This is a genomic window from Streptomyces sp. NPDC058632 (genome assembly GCF_042717095.1).
Classification (GTDB): Bacteria; Actinomycetota; Actinomycetes; order Streptomycetales; family Streptomycetaceae; genus Streptomyces.
This window is the reverse complement of record NZ_JBHXQZ010000065.1, coordinates 31,995-46,790: the sequence shown is the minus strand read 5'-3', so window position 1 is coordinate 46,790 and position 14,796 is coordinate 31,995. Positions and strand designations below refer to the sequence as shown.

Here is a 14,796-nt window from a genome sequence, read left to right as displayed (position 1 = left end):
GCCCGGAACCGATACCGCTATCGGTTCCGGGCCCCTCGCGTGTGGCGATGCGGGATCGGTGTCCGGTCCGGTCCGCCTGAGCTGCAGTTCCTCGTCGAGCCGGGCGCGCGGGCGTACTCCTGCGCCGCCGCCGGCCGGCTCGCGCGGTGTTCCGCCTCGATCTCCTCGTCGTCCCGGTCCTCGGTGTCCAACTGATCAAGGAGACGTGCGGAGCGCTCGGCCTCGGCCGGGGCGTCTCGGAGGAGCGCGCGCCTGTGCTCGCGCCAGCTGTCGCCGGTCACAGTCGCACCTCCAGGTAGCCGCGCGCCGGTAGCGCCGTGCGCGTCGCGGAGTCGCGGAATTCCGGTGCGCTGACCAGTATGGACTCCGCTTCGTCGAGGGAGACGGAGTACCGGCCCAGGGGGAGGAATCCGTTGGCGGCGAAGGTGGGTCCCTCCGTCAGCCGTGACTACTCGTCCGCGAAGATGTCTTCGGCCGTCGGGGCCGTGACGGCCCGCCGGTGCCAGTGGCGCAGGATCTCGGGGTCGCCACAGCCGGTGACGCGTTCCCGGACCGCTTCGGGGACGTCGATGCCGCGTACTTCCAGGATGTCCAGGACGTCCTCGGCGGCACGGCGCGCCTCGCCTTCGGCCCGGCCCTCGGCCCGGCCCTCGTCGCGGATTTCCTCGGAGAGGGGTGACTTGTAAAAGGAGAGGTCCACGGCCACCAGTTGCCTCCACAGGTGTGCGGCCGGGTATTTGCCCAGGCCTTGTGCGATGAGTTCGATGATCAGGTCGGCGATGCTCTGCGGTGTGTCCCGCAGAACGGTCGTCATTGACTTGAGTATGGCCCCGGCGTCCGGATGCGCGGCGTGCGTGATCGCGGCCAGCGTGGCGAGGGCGAGATCCTTGCGGGCTTCGGCCGGGTCGGTGATCACCGGCATGTTGTGCGGTCCCGCGACCAGCGGCCGCAGGGTCAGCAGGGGCCACTGGCGGGGACCGAAGCTGACCTCGCGCGCGGCCCATTCCGCGGTGGCCCGGTCCTGGCAGACGACCAGCAGCAGCGGTTGCAGCCGGTACTTCGTGAGCAGGTACGAGGCGTAGTACGCCCAGCTGGCGGGCTTGTCCGGATCCTTCCCGCCCTGGGCCTCGACCGCGAGGAGCAGCGGCTCGCCGTCCTCCGCCTCCAGCCGCAGGAGGGTGTCCACGCGGCGTTCGACGGGGCTGGTCTCGGTGAGGTCGTTGGGCAGGACGGTGACCGAGGTGGGCGGGGGGAAGTCGACGCCGAGCACCTCGGAGACCCCGGAGAAGAGGCCCGGATATTCCTGGAAGATGCGGTGCATCGCCTCGTGGGGCGAGCTGACCATACGGATTCCTGTGAGGGTGAGGGTGAGGGTGAGGGTGAGGATGGAAAAGACAATGCCTCTGGCACATGCCGATGCGTGTTCCGTGGAGAGCGTAGGCCTGTGACCAGGCCCGACGGGAGCGCAGTTGTTGATGTTCACCTGGACGGGTGAAGGCGGCTGCGAGCCGGTCTCCGGCGGGCGCCGGGTACTGGCCGGCGGGTGAGAGAAGTGGGGTGGACTTTTCGCTGTTCACGTGACCGGGCGTGGCCCGGCGTGCTTACCGTGAGCAGTGACGGTGTCGGTACGCAGGGTGACTGTCGAAGCTTGTCGGCCGCTGTCCGGACCGTCGGAAACCGGCTTACGAGTACGGGCGTTACGGCACGGCGGAACGACAGAGGAGTGCGGTATGTCGGTGGACGGCGAGGGGGTACGGCTCCGGACCGAGGCGGGCGAGCCGGGGTGGGAGGTGGACCCGGACGACGAGTGGGGCGTGGCTCTTCTCGCCACGGTGGGACGGCAGTTGAGGCTGCGGCGGGAGACCGTGGGGATGCGGGTCGCCGACTTCGCGGCGGCGGTCAAGTATGGGGAGGACCTGGTCTGCAAGGTTGAGGGCGGGAAGCGGATTCCCCGGCAGGAGTACCTGGACAGGGCCGACGAGGTGTTGGACGCGGACGGGCTCATCGCGGCGGCCTGGGAGGACGTGAAGAAGGTCCGGTATCCGAAGAGGGTGCGGGAGCTCGGGAAGCGGGAGGCGCAGGCGGTTGAGGTGGCGCTGTACAGCAACCACAACATCCACGGTCTGTTGCAGACCGAGGAGCATATGCGGGCACTTTTCGATGCCTGGCTTCCTGCCTATTCGGATGAGGAAACGGAGCGCATGGTGGCCGCGCGGATGGCCCGTCATTCGATCTTGGAACGGTCACCGGCACCGACGCCGAGTTTTGTCCAGGAAGAGGTGACGCTGCGCCGCCCGGTCGGGGGAGAGTGGTTTGGCGGCGGCAACTTGAACGCCTGCTGGAGCTTGGGCAGTTGCTGAACGTCTCGATTCAGGGGATGCCGACTGACTGCGAGGACCACTTCGGCACGGGCGGACTGATCGAGGTGCTCAAGTTTCCGGACGGCACGGCGGTGGGGCGCTTCGAAGGTGCGTTCAGCGGTCGCCCGGTGTCCGAGCCGAAGCAGCTCAGGATCCTTGAACTGCGCTATGGCATGATCCGGGCGCAGCTCTCACGCCCCGAGAGTCGCGGACCCTCATCGAGCAGATGCTTGGGGAGACATGATCAGTACCTCCACCGGCCAAGACAGTCCAGCGCTGGTCTGGTTCAAGAGCAGTTGCAGCAGCAGTGGTGACGGCAACGACTGCATCGAGACGGCTAAGGCCCCTGACGTGGTGCACGTCCGCGACTCCAAGAACATGGAGGGCCCTCAGCTTGTGCTTACGCACCATGCGCGGGCGGACTTCGTGGCAGACGTGTCGGGAAGCTGACCCTTCACCTGCTCACCTGCGCATCGCCCCGCACCTGGTTGTCGCTGGATGCGGGGCGCGTGGGTGTGCGGCTCAGAACAGCGCGTCGGAGTTGGGAAAGAGGCCGTCGTCGGCGAAGTCTTCGGTGGCGCGCCGGGGGCTGTGCGCAGTGGCCCGCGCCTTTGCCTTATGAGCCGCAGCCCGCCGCCGCCTTGCCTCCGGTATGTGCAGCCCCTTCTTGGTCCGTGGTCGTGGTGGGGGCGGTGGGTTCAGTGCGGGTCAGCGGGCCACGAACTGGGTGAGGATGGCCTGGACCTCGTAGATGTCGACGCCCTTGGTGAAGGTCTTCTGCACCGGGGTGGGCGTGCCGGAGATCCAGATCTTCAGCTCGGCGTCGAGGTCGAAGGTGCCGGCCGTCTCGACGGCGAAGTGGGTGATGCTGCGGTACGGGACGGAGTGGTACTCGGTCTTCTTGCCGGTGATGCCCTGCTTGTCGATCATGATCAGCCGGCGGTCGGTGAAGAGGATGGTGTCGCGGATCAGCAGGTAGGCGGCGTGCACCTGCTCGCCTTGGCCCAGGAGGCGGGCGTACTCCTGCTGCGCCTGCGACGGGTTGATGCTGTGCGCGTTGCCGAACAGTGCCATGGATGCTCCCCCTGCGTGAAGTGATCTCCCGAGACGCTATCGAACGCGTCAGGGCCCGGGAACCTCTGTTCCCGGGCCCTGACGTCGGTGGTGCGGGGCCGTTACGCGGGCTGCGGCTCGCCGCCGAAGCGCTCCTTGTACGCCTCCAGGTCGTCGTCCGTCAGCTTGGCGAACAGGACCGGCGGGACGGTGAAGGGGGTACCGGCGGGGACCGAGGTGAGCGTGCGGGCCTCCTCGGCGCCGGCCCAGGTCGCGGTGTCACCGGTCAGGGAGAAGACCTGGCGCATCGCCGCCGACGTCGACGGGATGAACGGCTCCGACACCACCGCGTACAGGCGGATCAGGTTCATCGCCGTACGCAGCGTGAGGGCCGCGGCGTCCTGGTCGGTCTTGATCTCCAGCCAGGGGGCCTTCTCCTCCAGGTAGGAGTTGCCCGCGGACCACAGGGCGCGCAGCGCGGCCGCCGCCTTGCGGAACTGCAGCGCCTCCATCTGGGACTCGTACTCCGCGAGGAGCGACGCGATCTCCTCCCCGAGCCTGCTCTCGGCCTCGCCGGGCTCGCCGCCCGCCGGGACCTCCTCGCCGAAGCGCTTCTTCGAGAAGGACAGGACACGGTTGACGAAGTTGCCCAGGGTGTCGGCCAGGTCCTTGTTCACCGTGGCGGTGAAGTGCTCCCAGGTGAACGACGCGTCGTCCGACTCCGGCGCGTTGGCGATCAGGAAGTACCGCCAGTAGTCCGCCGGGAGGATGTCCAGCGCCTGGTCGGTGAAGACACCGCGCTTCTGCGAGGTGGAGAACTTGCCGCCGTAGTACGTCAGCCAGTTGAAGGCCTTGACGTAGTCGACCTTCTTCCACGGCTCGCGGACACCCAGCTGCGTGGCCGGGAACATCACCGTGTGGAACGGGACGTTGTCCTTCGCCATGAACTCCGTGTAGCGGACGGTGTCGTCCGCCTCGTACCACCACGACTTCCAGTCGCGCGTCTCACCGCCGGGCGCGGAGTCCGCCCACTCCTTCGTCGCGGCGATGTACTCGATCGGGGCGTCGAACCATACGTAGAAGACCTTGCCCTCGGCCGCCAGCTCCGGCCAGGTGTCGGCCGGCACCGGGACGCCCCAGTCCAGGTCGCGGGTGATCGCGCGGTCGTGCAGGCCCTCGGTCAGCCACTTGCGCGCGATGGACGCGGCCAGCTGCGGCCACTCCTCCTCGTGCCGGGCCACCCACTCCTCGACCTCGTGCTGGAGCTTCGACTGGAGGAGGAAGAGGTGCTTGGTCTCGCGGACCTCCAGCTCCGTGGAGCCGGAGATCGCCGACCGCGGGTCGATCAGGTCGGTCGGGTCCAGCACGCGGGTGCAGTTCTCGCACTGGTCGCCGCGCGCCTTGTCGTAGCCGCAGTGCGGGCAGGTGCCCTCCACGTAGCGGTCCGGGAGGAAGCGGCCGTCGGCCGGGCTGTAGACCTGGCGGATCGCGCGCTCCTCGATGAACCCGTTCTCCCGGAGGCGGCGGGCGAAGTGCTGCGTGATCTCCACGTTCTGCTGCGAGGAGCTGCGGCCGAAGTGGTCGAAGGCGAGGGCGAAGCCGTCGTAGACCGCCTTCTGCGCGTCGTGCGCCTGCGCGCAGAACACGTCGACGGGCAGACCCTGCTCCTTCGCGGCCAGCTCGGCCGGGGTGCCGTGCTCGTCCGTCGCGCAGATGTACAGGACGTCGTGGCCGCGCTGGCGCAGGTAACGGGAGTAGACGTCCGCCGGGAGCATGGACCCCACCATGTTGCCCAGGTGCTTGATCCCGTTGATGTACGGAAGGGCGCTGGTGATGAGGTGTCGAGCCATCGGAGGCTGCTCCCGGGTTGAAACGTACGGAACCTCCAAATCGTAGCCGACACGGGTACGCCGCCCGCTTCTCGTTTTGGGGGATGAGAAGCGGGCGGCGTGGGATGCCCGTGAGTGTCGCGCCTGCGGGCCGCGGCTGTGGGTCGCGGCTGTGGGCCGCAGCTGTGGGGCAGGGCTGCGGCTATGGGCGCCAGGACTTCAGTACGGCCTCGTAGAGCTCCTTGTCGGTGAGCTCCAACGGGGACTCGCCGGCGAGGAAGTGGGCCGTGTTCGGAGTCTTCAGCTTGCGGAGGTAGTCGAACGCCTTGTTCTCCGGGTCACCGAAGGCGACGAACGAGAAGAAGACGGAGGGGTGGGTCTTCGCGGCCTCCGTGAGGGACTGGGTCGCGGGGGTCTTCGCGTCGGGGGCGCCGTCCGTCTGGAACACCACCAGGGCGGGGGCACCGGGGCCGGGGGCCGCCTTGTCGTGCAGGGCGAGAACCTCGGCCACCGCCGCGTGGTAGCTGGTCCGGCCCATACGGCCGAGGGACGCGTGCAGGGTGTCGATCTTGTTCTCGTGGTCGGCGAGGGTCAGCTCGCCGGTCCCGTCGACCTCGGTGGAGAAGAAGACGACCTTGACCGTGACGGACTCGGGGTCCGCGGCGAGGTGGGCGGCGAGAGCGAGGGTCTGCTCGGCGAGGGCCTGTGCGGAGCCGTCCTTGTAGTACGGGCGCATCGACGCGGAGCGGTCGAGGACCAGGTAGACGTGGGCGCGGGTGCCGGTGAGGTTGTGCTCCGCGAGGGCTGCGGCGGCCGCTTCGTAGGCGGTGCGGATCGCCTCCGGGGCGGTGGGGGGTGTGGTGGGGGTGACCTCGGCTTCGCCTTCGGCCTCGGTGGTGTTCCCACCCGCACCACCCGTGCGGCTTTCGTTGTCGGGTGCGGGTGGCCCCTGAGGGGCGTCCTCGTCGTCGGCGGCCGCGGGCTGGGGGGCCGACTGCGCCTCCGCCTCCGGCGTCGGCTCGGGCTCGGCCTGCGGGGTGGCCTCGGCCACCGGCTCGGACGTCGGCTCCGGCTCGGGTTCCGGGGCGGCCTCGGTCGCGGGTTCCGGCTGTGTTTCCGGCTCGGGCTCGGCTTCGGCCTCGGGCTTGGCCGCGGTCTTGAGGTCGGCGTCCGCCTCGGCGTCGGCCTTGAGCTCGGGCTCGGGGGTGGCTTCGGCCTGGGGTTCGGCGTCGGGCTCGGGGGCCGCTTCGGCCTCGGGGGGCGTTGCCGCCTTCGGCTCCGCCTCGGGCTTTTCGGCTGCGGGCTCGGGGGCTGCCTTCGGTTCCGGGGTCGGGGAGGTGGAGGTGGGGGGCGTGACGTTGTTGAAGGCCGCTGAGACGAGGTCGTGTTCGTCGTTGCGGGGTTCCGGGACGGAGGCCGTGGTGGCCTCCGGCGTCGGTTCGGGGGAGGGGGACGGGAGCCGGGGGGCCGAAGCCTCGGCCGCCGTGGACTCGTCGGCCGGTTCGGGCGGCGTCGGGGTGGCCGCGGTCGCGGCGTCCGGACGGGCGGATTGCTCCGCACCGTCCGTTTCGGCGACCGGCGCCGCACCCTCCGCCTCCGCCGTGCTCGCTTTGCGTGACCGACCGAACGCGTTCCGCAGGAGAGTGAGAATGCCCATGTGCGCAACCCTTCGCGTGAGTTGTAGCCCGTCGATCCCTGGCCAGGACGGACACGTAAGGTTAGCGGCCCTTGTGGGTGATCTTGGGCAGGGTGTCAAGGGCACCATTCGGCCCCTGTAGATGATCATGTCGTGATGCCGGCAACTCCATTTGTTCTGCCGCAGGTTCACTTTCCGTTCACCCTGGCGCCCGGCTGCCGCACATATGTACTCCTACGGTCACGCTGACACCCCGGTTATCCAAGGAGAGAACACGTGCGCAAGCTGCTTCCGTTGATCGGGACGCCGTCCAGTTCGCACCCTGGCGGCCGGTCCGCCCTGACCTGCCGTTTCCGGTGTGGTGACGCCTGCTTCCACGAGGTGCCCAACACCAGCTCCAACGAATACGTCGGTGACGTCATCTCCGACGCCCTCAGCCGCCGGTCGATGATGCGGGCCGCCGCCGCTGTCACGGTCGTCGCGGCCGGTGCCGGCGCGGTCAACCTCGCCGGTGCCCCCGACGCCCAGGCGGCCCCCGTCGCCGGCAAGGGGGGCCACGGGAACGGAAACGGCCACGGGAGCCAGAAGTCGAAGGGTGCCCGCGGTCTGCGGTTCACGCCCGTCGCGCCCAACACCGCCGACGCCGTCACCGTGCCGGAGGGCTACGGCCAGAACGTCGTCATCCGCTGGGGCGAGCCCATCCTGCGCGGCGCGCCCGCCTTCGACCCGGAGAACCAGACGGCCAAGGCGCAGGCCGGGCAGTTCGGGTACAACGTCGACTTCCTCGCGCTGCTCCCCCTCAAGGGTGAGCGCGACCGGCAGCTGCTCGTGGCCAACCACGAGTACAGCGACGAGGTCCTGATGTTCCGCGGTTACGACTCCGACAACCCCACCCGCGAGCAGGTGGAGATCGGCTGGGCCGCGCACGGTCTGGGCATCGTCGTCGTCGAGGAGGACCGCAGGAGCGGCAAGCTCACGCCCGTCACCCGGCACCACCTCAACCGGCGGCTCACCGCCACCTCCGAGTTCCGGCTGACCGGCCCCGCCGCCGGGTCCGACCTGGTGAGGACCTCCGCCGACCCGACCGGCCGCAAGGTGCTCGGCACCCTCAACAACTGCGCCGGCGGCACCACCCCGTGGGGCACGACCCTGCACGGCGAGGAGAACTTCAACCAGTACTTCGCCAACGGCAGCAGCGCGACCGACAAGCGGTACGGCATCGGCACCGGCGCCACCGGGCGCAAGTGGGAGCGGTTCGACAAGCGGTTCGACCTCGCCCAGGAGCCCAACGAGGCGCACCGGTTCGGCTACGTCGTCGAACTCGACCCGTACGACCCGGACTCCGTCCCGCGCAAGCGCACCGCGCTCGGCCGCTTCAAGCACGAGGGCGCGACCGTGCGCCTGACGCACGACGGCCGTCCGGTCGTGTACTCCGGTGACGACGAGCGGTTCGACTACCTCTACAAGTTCGTCGGCAGCAAGCGGATGAAGCACGGCAACAGCCGCGCCGCGCGCGAGCACAACCTCACGCTGCTCGACGAGGGCACGCTCTACGTCGCCAGGATCACCGGTGACTCGCCCGCCATCGAGATCGACGGCACCGGCAAGCTCCCGAAGGACGGCGAGTTCGACGGCAGCGGCGAGTGGATCCCGCTGGCCACCGCCACCGCCAAGGGTGCCGTCTCGCACGTCGACGGCATGACCGCCGAGGAGGTCTTCGTCTTCACGCGGCTCGCCGGCGACAAGGCGGGCGCCACCAAGATGGACCGCCCCGAGGACGTCGAGCCCAACCCGGTCACCGGCAAGGTCTACGTCGCGCTGACCAACAACACCAACCGCGGCGTCGGCTCGAACCCCAAGGCGGACGAGGCCAACCCGCGCAACGCCAACAAGCACGGCCACGTCCTCGAGCTGACCGAGCGCTGGAACCGGCCGGAGAGCACCCGGTTCGCCTGGTCGCTGTTCCTGGTCGCGGGCGACCCGCAGGACCCGGCGACGTACTTCGCGGGCTTCCCGAAGGACTCCGTGAGCCCGATCTCCTGCCCGGACAACGTCGCCTTCGACGACCACGGCAACCTGTGGATCTCCACCGACGGCGCCGCCCTCGGCTCGCACGACGGACTCTTCGGCGTCGCCACGCGCGGTGACCGCCGAGGTGAGCTGAAGCAGTTCCTCACCGTGCCGAAGGGCGCGGAGACCTGCGGTCCGATCGTCCAGGACCGGCGGGTGCTCGTCGCCGTGCAGCACCCGGGCGAGGTGGACGGTGCGTCGGCGGAGAACCCGGGCAGCACCTGGCCCGACGGACCCGGCACCTACCCCCGGCCCGCCGTGGTCGCCGTGTGGCGCAAGGACGGCCGGGACATCGGTGTCTGAGGTCGCCCCGTAGGGAGACGGATTCGGACAACCGGTTCCGGGTTCGTCATCGGTCACGGAACCGGTTACGGGCGGGGTGCGGGCTCCCGGTGGGGCGTTTGCACCCCGTCCGCCGTTTCCGGGGGCGGCAGGACGCCGGCCCGCGGTCAGCCGTCGCGGTGCAGTACGAGGTCGACGACCAGGGTGCGGTGGTCGGTGTCGGGAAGGTCGAGGAAGCGGGGCCGGTCCGCGGCGAACTGCCGGGACACCAGTACATGGTCGATCTGGACGCCGAACCTCGGTGCGGTCCTGGCCGGCCAGGTCGGGACCCGGTGGGCGCCGCCCAGCCGCGCGGCGTCGCCGAGCCCGGAGTCGAGGAGGCGCCGGAAGGCGGCGTGGTCCTGGGAGGCGTTGAAGTCCCCGGCGAGCACCACGGGGGCCGTCGGGTCGGCGGTGACGACGTCGCGCAGCCGGCCGAGCTCCCGCTCCCAGACGTCCACCTGGCCGGGGATCGGCGGCATGGGGTGGGCGAGCTGGAGCCGTACGGCGTGCCCGTCGACGTCGGCGACGGCGCCGGGCATGCCCATGCTGCTGCCGGGGACGCCGTCGGTGCCCTTGAGCGGGAAGCGGCTGAGGATGACGGAGCCCTCGGAGCCGCCGCCCGTCACGGCCCGGCGGTGCGGGTAGTCCGACGTCAGTTCCCGCCGCAGCCGCGCGTCGCAGGTGTACTCGCACTCCTGGACGAACACCACGTCCGGCTTCAGGCGGCGCACCGCGTCGACCAGTCCGTCGGTGGCCCGGCCGAACTCGACGTTGGACGTCATCACCCGGAACTCGGCGACGGGCGGCCCGACGGGCACACCGGTCTTCCCGTACGGCTCGATGAACCAGGCCAGCAGCCCGAGCAGGGCGACGCCCCACACCGCGCCGGTCCACCACCGGGCGAGCACGGTGAACAGCAGCCCGAGGGCGGTCGGTAGGAGGAGCCAGGGCAGGAACGCGAGCAGTTGGGGCACGGGAGTGACCGCGTCGGTGCCGACGGCCCGGCAGCCGACGATCACGCTCACCCCGGCGAAGAGCAGCGCCGCCGACCAGTTGCCGAACCGTCGCTTCGCGCTACGGCGTCCTGGCCCTTCCCCGGTGTCCGCCCACTCGGCCGTTCCGGCAGTCGCAGTGTCCAACGTCCGGCCTTCCGCTCGCGGTGGATCGGTCCGTGAAGATCCTCCCTCAAAGACGAGGGCCGACGACGGGAGGTTGCGGCGATCCGCTCCGCGCCTCGTCACAGGCCGGTGACGCCGGTGACGACGACTCGACACCGGTTCGGGCCTCCGCCCGGCGGGTCCGTGGACGCCGTGCCCGCCCACGCCGTACCGCGGCGGGTCCGCGCCCGCGGAGTCCGGTCAGCAGGCAGGCGAGGGCCACCGTCAGGCCCAGGGCGAACAGTGTCCAGGACGCGGTACGCAGCGTGGCGGTGAGGGCGTCGTAGACCACGCCCGCGGCGGGGCGGTGGACCGGCTCGGGCACGTCGGCCAGGGTGAGCCGGCGGCCGGCCGCGACGGCGACGGCGAGCAGGCCGCCGCCCAGGGCGATGCCGAGCCCGGTCGCGGCGAGCGCGCGGCGGCGGCGGACGGCGACGGCGATCCCGGCGACGGCCAGGACGACGGCCGCGAGGGGCAGCCAGAAGGCGGCGGCGTCCATCAGCCGGTACCCCGTCCGAAGACCGGCCACCTCCGTCGCCGGCACCACCGCGACCCGGGTGTGTTCGACCGGAATGCGGTCGGCGAACGGCATGCGGTCGGCGACGAGTCGCCGCTTCACCTCGGCGGTGACGGGCGCGAGGTCGACGGTGACCGGGCCGGGGACCGCCCGGCCGTCGCGCAGGGCGTGCAGGACCGCGTCGTGCACGGCCCGGTTCGCCGCCTCCCACGCCGTGCCGAACGCCTCGGTGCGGGTGAACGAGCGGACCGCGTCCCGTACGAACGGCCCGGCCAGGTCGCGCCCCGGTCCCGCGTCCAGCTCCTGTACGACCCCGTCCCCCACGGCGTCGGCGACCGCGTCGCGCACGGCGGGATCGGCGGACAGCGGCGCCACGGTGCCGACGTACCGTCCGGTGTCGGCCAGCCCGTGCACCGCCCAGGCCGCGAGCGCACCGCAGGGCACGAGCAGGCACGCCAGGACGACGAGCGCCGCCGACAGGGCGTCGCGCAGGCGCGCGGGCGTCCGTTCGCGGCGGGACGGTGCGGGCGGTGCGGGCGATTCCGGCGGTTCGGGCGGTACGGCGTGAGGAGGCATCCCCTCAGGCAAGGCGCGGGGCGACGCACGCGCGAGCGCAGGGCGGGCATCCGGAGTACCGGGGCCGCCGCCCGGATGCCCGCGCTCTGCGTTCTGCGCCCGTCGGACCGGAGGGACGGCCGCTTCACTCGATGCGGTGACCCATCGCATCCTCGTGCGTGTAGTACCGGTAGAACAGGAAGGCGAAGACGCTCGCCGCGACGGCCAGGCCCAGCGCCGTCGACCGCAGCACGCTCATATCGGCCTGGTTGACCAGGAAGCCGATCGCGGTGCCGGAGAACGCGCCCCACAGCACGGCGTGCTCCTCGCGCCGCAGCCTCGGCGCGACGCTCAGCAGGGCCATGCACAGGACGGCGAACGCCAGCGCGGTGAGGAAGCCGAACAGGATGTTCCAGCCGGTGAGGGGACCGCCCTCGCGCCGGTTTGCCGCCGCCCAGTAGCCGTAGACGAGCCCGAGGGCGACGGGCACCGCCAGCTTGGCGGCGGCATGGGCCCGCTCGCTGAAGACGCGGATGCCGCCCGGCCGCCTGGACGTGATCCGGGGTCTGGGTGCCGCATGAGCCATGGGCGCACTCCTCTCTCCTCGCCCCCGCCTCCAGCGCACACCCGTGCGGGTCGCCCGGCAACTCGGCCACCCGAACGTGCGTTTGATTCTGCCTTCACCCCCGCGTCCCTTCCCGGACCCGCGTCCCTTCCCGGACCCGCGTCCCTTCCCGGACCCGCGTCCCTTCCCGGACCCGCGTCCCTTCCCGCATTCCGTACCGAACGGATGCGGGTCGTGCGCCCGCGTGTTTCGCTGGGGCGGTGCGCCAGGGCAGCAGCGGACTCGGCCCGCTCGACCGGCGGTACCCCCGGACCGGCCGCCGGAACGTCGTGCACCGGCACGAGATGCTGCAGGTCCGGGGGCGCAGTGTCGCGTGGGTGCCGCCGCTTCTGCTGCTGGTCTCCATCGCCGTGGTCGACTACCACACCACCGGTGAGTTCCGGATCGTCTCCTGGATCGTGCTGGTGCCGGGCATCGCGGTCGCGATCTGCGGGGTGTGGGGCACGGCCGTGTTCGGAGTCCTCTCGATCGCCACCTTCACGCTCGTGGACAACGCCTGGCCGCACGAGTTCCGGACGGGGATGCCCGACTTCATCCTGGTCGCCGTCGGCGGCGCCCTGTCGACGCTGGCGTGCGGGGTCCGGGTGCGCGGCGAGCGCCGCGCACTGCACATGCGGGACGTCGCCGACACGGTCCGCCGGACGGTGCTGCGCCCCCTGCCGCCGTCCTGGGGCGGTCTGGAGCACGCCGGCGTCTACCTCGCCGCAGACGCCGGTGCCCGGGTCGGCGGCGACTTCTACGACATCCAGCCGGGCCCGAACGGCACCCGGGTCCTGGTCGGGGACGTGCAGGGCAAGGGGCTGGGCGCGGTGGAGACGGCGGCGGCGCTGCTCGGCACGTTCCGCGAGGCGGGCTTCCACGAGCCGGAACTGGCGGTCGTGGCCGAGCACCTGGAGGAGCGGATGCTGCGGCACCGGCGCTACACCGCGGCCCTCGACCGGGCAGAGGGCGACCGTTTCGCCACCGCCGTGCTGCTGAGCTTCCCGTCGGACCGGCCGGGCGCGGCGGGTTCCGGCCCAGCGGGTTCCGGCACGGCGGGTTCCGGGATGGTGGAGGCCGTGGTCTTCGGCCACGAACCGCCGCTGGTCGTCGGTCCCGGCGGCGTACGGCCGCTGCCGGTCACCGGCGGGCTCCCGCTGGGCCTGCGCGAGCTGGACCCCGTACCGGTGCGCGTGCACCGGCTGCCGCTGGCCGCCGACGAGACGCTGCTGGTGGTCACCGACGGCGTGACCGAGGCACGCGACGCCGACGGAACGTTCTACCCGCTCGCCGAGGACGTGGCCCGGGCGGTCGCGCGGGACGCGCGCGCCGCCGAACCGGCGCGGCTGGCCGTCGTCGTACGGGACGGGACGCTCCGGCACAGCGGCGGTCACCTGAACGACGACACCACCGCCTTCGCGGTGCGCCGGACCGACGGGCCGGGGGCGAACGCCCCGAAGTGGGACGTTCATTGATCCGAGACCTCCTGTTGCACCCGCACCGGTTACGGTGCTGCTCTGGGTCGTGATCGACAGGGGAGGGAACATGCCCGGGACCACACCCGGCACCGTACTGCTGCTGGCGTCCTCGCCGTTGGGGAGAGGACGGCTGGTGGACGCGTCGTCCGTGCTCCCCGTCCTCGCCGCCGTACCGCCCGCCGTCCTGTCCGGCACGGACACCGCGAACGTCGTCGAGCTCGCCGACCCGCTGGACCCGCAGGCGGTCCTGACCCGGCTGCGTGCCGCCGCGACCGCCCCCGGACCGCTCACCCTGTACGTCGCGGGGCAACTGCTGCTCGACCGCCGCCAGCGCCTGCCCCATCTGGCACTGGCCCGCACCACCGCGTCGACCGTGCGCTACACGGCGTTCCCGTGGCACTGGTTCCGGGACGAGCTGCGGCTGCGCCCCCCGGGCCTCACGACGCTGATCCTCGACCTGCACGCGGACCAGGAGACCTGGCAGGCACTGGGCATCGGCACCGCGCAGCCGCCGGGTCCGGCGCCGGACCCGGGCCCGGTCGCGCTCCCGCCCGCGCTCGACTCCGGCCGCGACACCGCCGTCTACGGCCGCATCGCGCCGCCGCCCTCCCGCTCCTCCCGTCGTACGGTCGCGGAACCGGCGTACATGAAGGCGGTCGCGACGCTGCTGCGCAGCGGAAGGCGCCCGCCGGACGAGGAGTTGCACCAGCAGGCGCTGGCCCGGGCCGCCGCTGAGGGCGCGCACCCCGGATTCGTCCTGGCACGGAGCGGACCCGGACCCGTGCCGGGGGACCCGCACACGGTCATCACGGAGGCCGTACGGTCCGGCCGCCACGCCGACGCCCACGCGCTCGCCGCGCGGCACGAGCAGAACGCCGCCCTCGCCCACGGGCCCGCCTCCGAGGAGGCGCTGCACTGGTCCGAGGTCCGCGCGGACCTGGCGATGCTGGCCGGGGACGCGGCGCTCAGCTGTCACATCTGGCTGACCGTGGCGGCCGCACGCCTCAACACCGGCCAGGCGGTGGACGCCTCCGCCGTCGAGACGGCCGTGGACCGGGCGCACCACCAGTGGGGCCGGATCGGCGACCCGGTACGGGCCCGCGAACTGGGCTTGCTGCTCGCGGAGTTGCGCAGCCGCGTACCCGGACGACGGGAAGGCGCCCTGGACCATGTGCGGCGGCAGCTGAGCCAGTTGCAGACACAGAACTGAACC

Annotated in this window: 12 protein-coding genes and 1 pseudogene; 6 read left to right on the top strand and 7 right to left on the bottom strand. The window is 71.6% G+C overall.

The annotated features are described in order from the left end of the window. On the top strand, nucleotides 1–195 hold a 195-nt coding region (locus ACFWVE_RS23690; protein WP_384017316.1), incomplete at its 5' end, for a hypothetical protein. 253 nt (nucleotides 196–448) lie between these two features. Here ACFWVE_RS23690 and ACFWVE_RS23685 read toward each other — a convergent pair. Then, nucleotides 449–1,345, bottom strand: a complete 897-nt coding sequence (locus tag ACFWVE_RS23685) for a hypothetical protein (protein ID WP_384017313.1) — start codon at nucleotides 1,343–1,345, stop codon at nucleotides 449–451. A 385-nt stretch (nucleotides 1,346–1,730) separates the two neighbouring features. Between ACFWVE_RS23685 and ACFWVE_RS23680 the strand changes: the two are divergent. Together ACFWVE_RS23680 and ACFWVE_RS23675 are read left to right on the top strand one after the other, a co-directional pair. Further along, nucleotides 1,731–2,604, top strand: a pseudogene (locus ACFWVE_RS23680) (helix-turn-helix domain-containing protein). Beyond that, a complete protein-coding gene (locus tag ACFWVE_RS23675; protein WP_384017310.1) occupies nucleotides 2,601–2,810 on the top strand; it encodes a DUF397 domain-containing protein in 210 nt (69 codons plus the stop codon). The pseudogene ACFWVE_RS23680 and the gene ACFWVE_RS23675 overlap by 4 nt, the downstream one beginning before the upstream one ends. Before the next feature lie 258 nt (nucleotides 2,811–3,068). Here the strand turns inward: ACFWVE_RS23675 and ACFWVE_RS23670 are convergent, their stop codons facing one another. From ACFWVE_RS23670 to ACFWVE_RS23660, 3 genes are all read right to left on the bottom strand, one after another. Continuing rightward, nucleotides 3,069–3,434, bottom strand: a complete 366-nt coding sequence (locus tag ACFWVE_RS23670) for a PH domain-containing protein (RefSeq protein WP_384017307.1) — start codon at nucleotides 3,432–3,434, stop codon at nucleotides 3,069–3,071. A 101-nt stretch (nucleotides 3,435–3,535) separates the two neighbouring features. Next, a complete protein-coding gene (gene metG / locus ACFWVE_RS23665; protein WP_384017304.1) occupies nucleotides 3,536–5,263 on the bottom strand; it encodes a methionine--tRNA ligase in 1,728 nt (575 codons plus the stop codon). Nucleotides 5,264–5,444: 181 nt separating this feature from the next. After that, complete coding sequence (locus ACFWVE_RS23660) at nucleotides 5,445–6,899, bottom strand: VWA domain-containing protein (RefSeq protein WP_384017301.1); 1,455 nt, start codon at nucleotides 6,897–6,899, stop codon at nucleotides 5,445–5,447. A gap of 255 nt (nucleotides 6,900–7,154) precedes the next feature. Here ACFWVE_RS23660 and ACFWVE_RS23655 point away from each other — a divergent pair, with 255 nt between their 5' ends. Then, a complete protein-coding gene (locus ACFWVE_RS23655; RefSeq protein ID WP_384017298.1) occupies nucleotides 7,155–9,251 on the top strand; it encodes a PhoX family protein in 2,097 nt (698 codons plus the stop codon). Nucleotides 9,252–9,397: 146 nt separating this feature from the next. On the opposite strand, the gene ACFWVE_RS23650 is transcribed toward ACFWVE_RS23655, so the two are convergent. From ACFWVE_RS23650 to ACFWVE_RS23640, 3 genes are all read right to left on the bottom strand, one after another. Then, nucleotides 9,398–10,411, bottom strand: coding sequence for an endonuclease/exonuclease/phosphatase family protein (locus tag ACFWVE_RS23650; protein WP_384017295.1), 1,014 nt, complete (start codon nucleotides 10,409–10,411; stop codon nucleotides 9,398–9,400). Nucleotides 10,412–10,457: 46 nt separating this feature from the next. Next, nucleotides 10,458–11,522 carry a hypothetical protein gene (locus tag ACFWVE_RS23645; RefSeq protein ID WP_384017292.1) on the bottom strand — a complete coding sequence of 355 codons (1,065 nt, stop codon included), beginning with the start codon at nucleotides 11,520–11,522 and terminating at the stop codon, nucleotides 10,458–10,460. Between the two features lie 124 nt (nucleotides 11,523–11,646). Further along, nucleotides 11,647–12,087, bottom strand: coding sequence for a hypothetical protein (locus ACFWVE_RS23640; RefSeq protein WP_384017289.1), 441 nt, complete (start codon nucleotides 12,085–12,087; stop codon nucleotides 11,647–11,649). A gap of 239 nt (nucleotides 12,088–12,326) precedes the next feature. On the opposite strand from ACFWVE_RS23640, the gene ACFWVE_RS23635 reads away from it, so the two are divergent. Then, nucleotides 12,327–13,580 carry a PP2C family protein-serine/threonine phosphatase gene (locus ACFWVE_RS23635; RefSeq protein WP_384017286.1) on the top strand — a complete coding sequence of 418 codons (1,254 nt, stop codon included), beginning with the start codon at nucleotides 12,327–12,329 and terminating at the stop codon, nucleotides 13,578–13,580. A 70-nt stretch (nucleotides 13,581–13,650) separates the two neighbouring features. Continuing rightward, complete coding sequence (locus ACFWVE_RS23630) at nucleotides 13,651–14,793, top strand: hypothetical protein (RefSeq protein WP_384017283.1); 1,143 nt, start codon at nucleotides 13,651–13,653, stop codon at nucleotides 14,791–14,793. Nucleotides 14,794–14,796 lie beyond the last annotated feature (3 nt).

Bases quoted from the DNA above. Each gene is read 5' to 3' on its own strand.
- ACFWVE_RS23670 (WP_384017307.1), bottom strand. From the start codon at position 3,434: ATGGCACTGTTCGGCAACGCGCACAGCATCAACCCGTCGCAGGCGCAG.
- ACFWVE_RS23630 (WP_384017283.1), top strand. From the start codon at position 13,651: ATGCCCGGGACCACACCCGGCACCGTACTGCTGCTGGCGTCCTCGCCG.
- ACFWVE_RS23685 (WP_384017313.1), bottom strand. From the start codon at position 1,345: ATGGTCAGCTCGCCCCACGAGGCGATGCACCGCATCTTCCAGGAATAT.
- metG (WP_384017304.1), bottom strand. From the start codon at position 5,263: ATGGCTCGACACCTCATCACCAGCGCCCTTCCGTACATCAACGGGATC.
- ACFWVE_RS23640 (WP_384017289.1), bottom strand. From the start codon at position 12,087: ATGGCTCATGCGGCACCCAGACCCCGGATCACGTCCAGGCGGCCGGGC.
- ACFWVE_RS23645 (WP_384017292.1), bottom strand. From the start codon at position 11,522: ATGCCTCCTCACGCCGTACCGCCCGAACCGCCGGAATCGCCCGCACCG.
- ACFWVE_RS23660 (WP_384017301.1), bottom strand. From the start codon at position 6,899: ATGGGCATTCTCACTCTCCTGCGGAACGCGTTCGGTCGGTCACGCAAA.
- ACFWVE_RS23675 (WP_384017310.1), top strand. From the start codon at position 2,601: ATGATCAGTACCTCCACCGGCCAAGACAGTCCAGCGCTGGTCTGGTTC.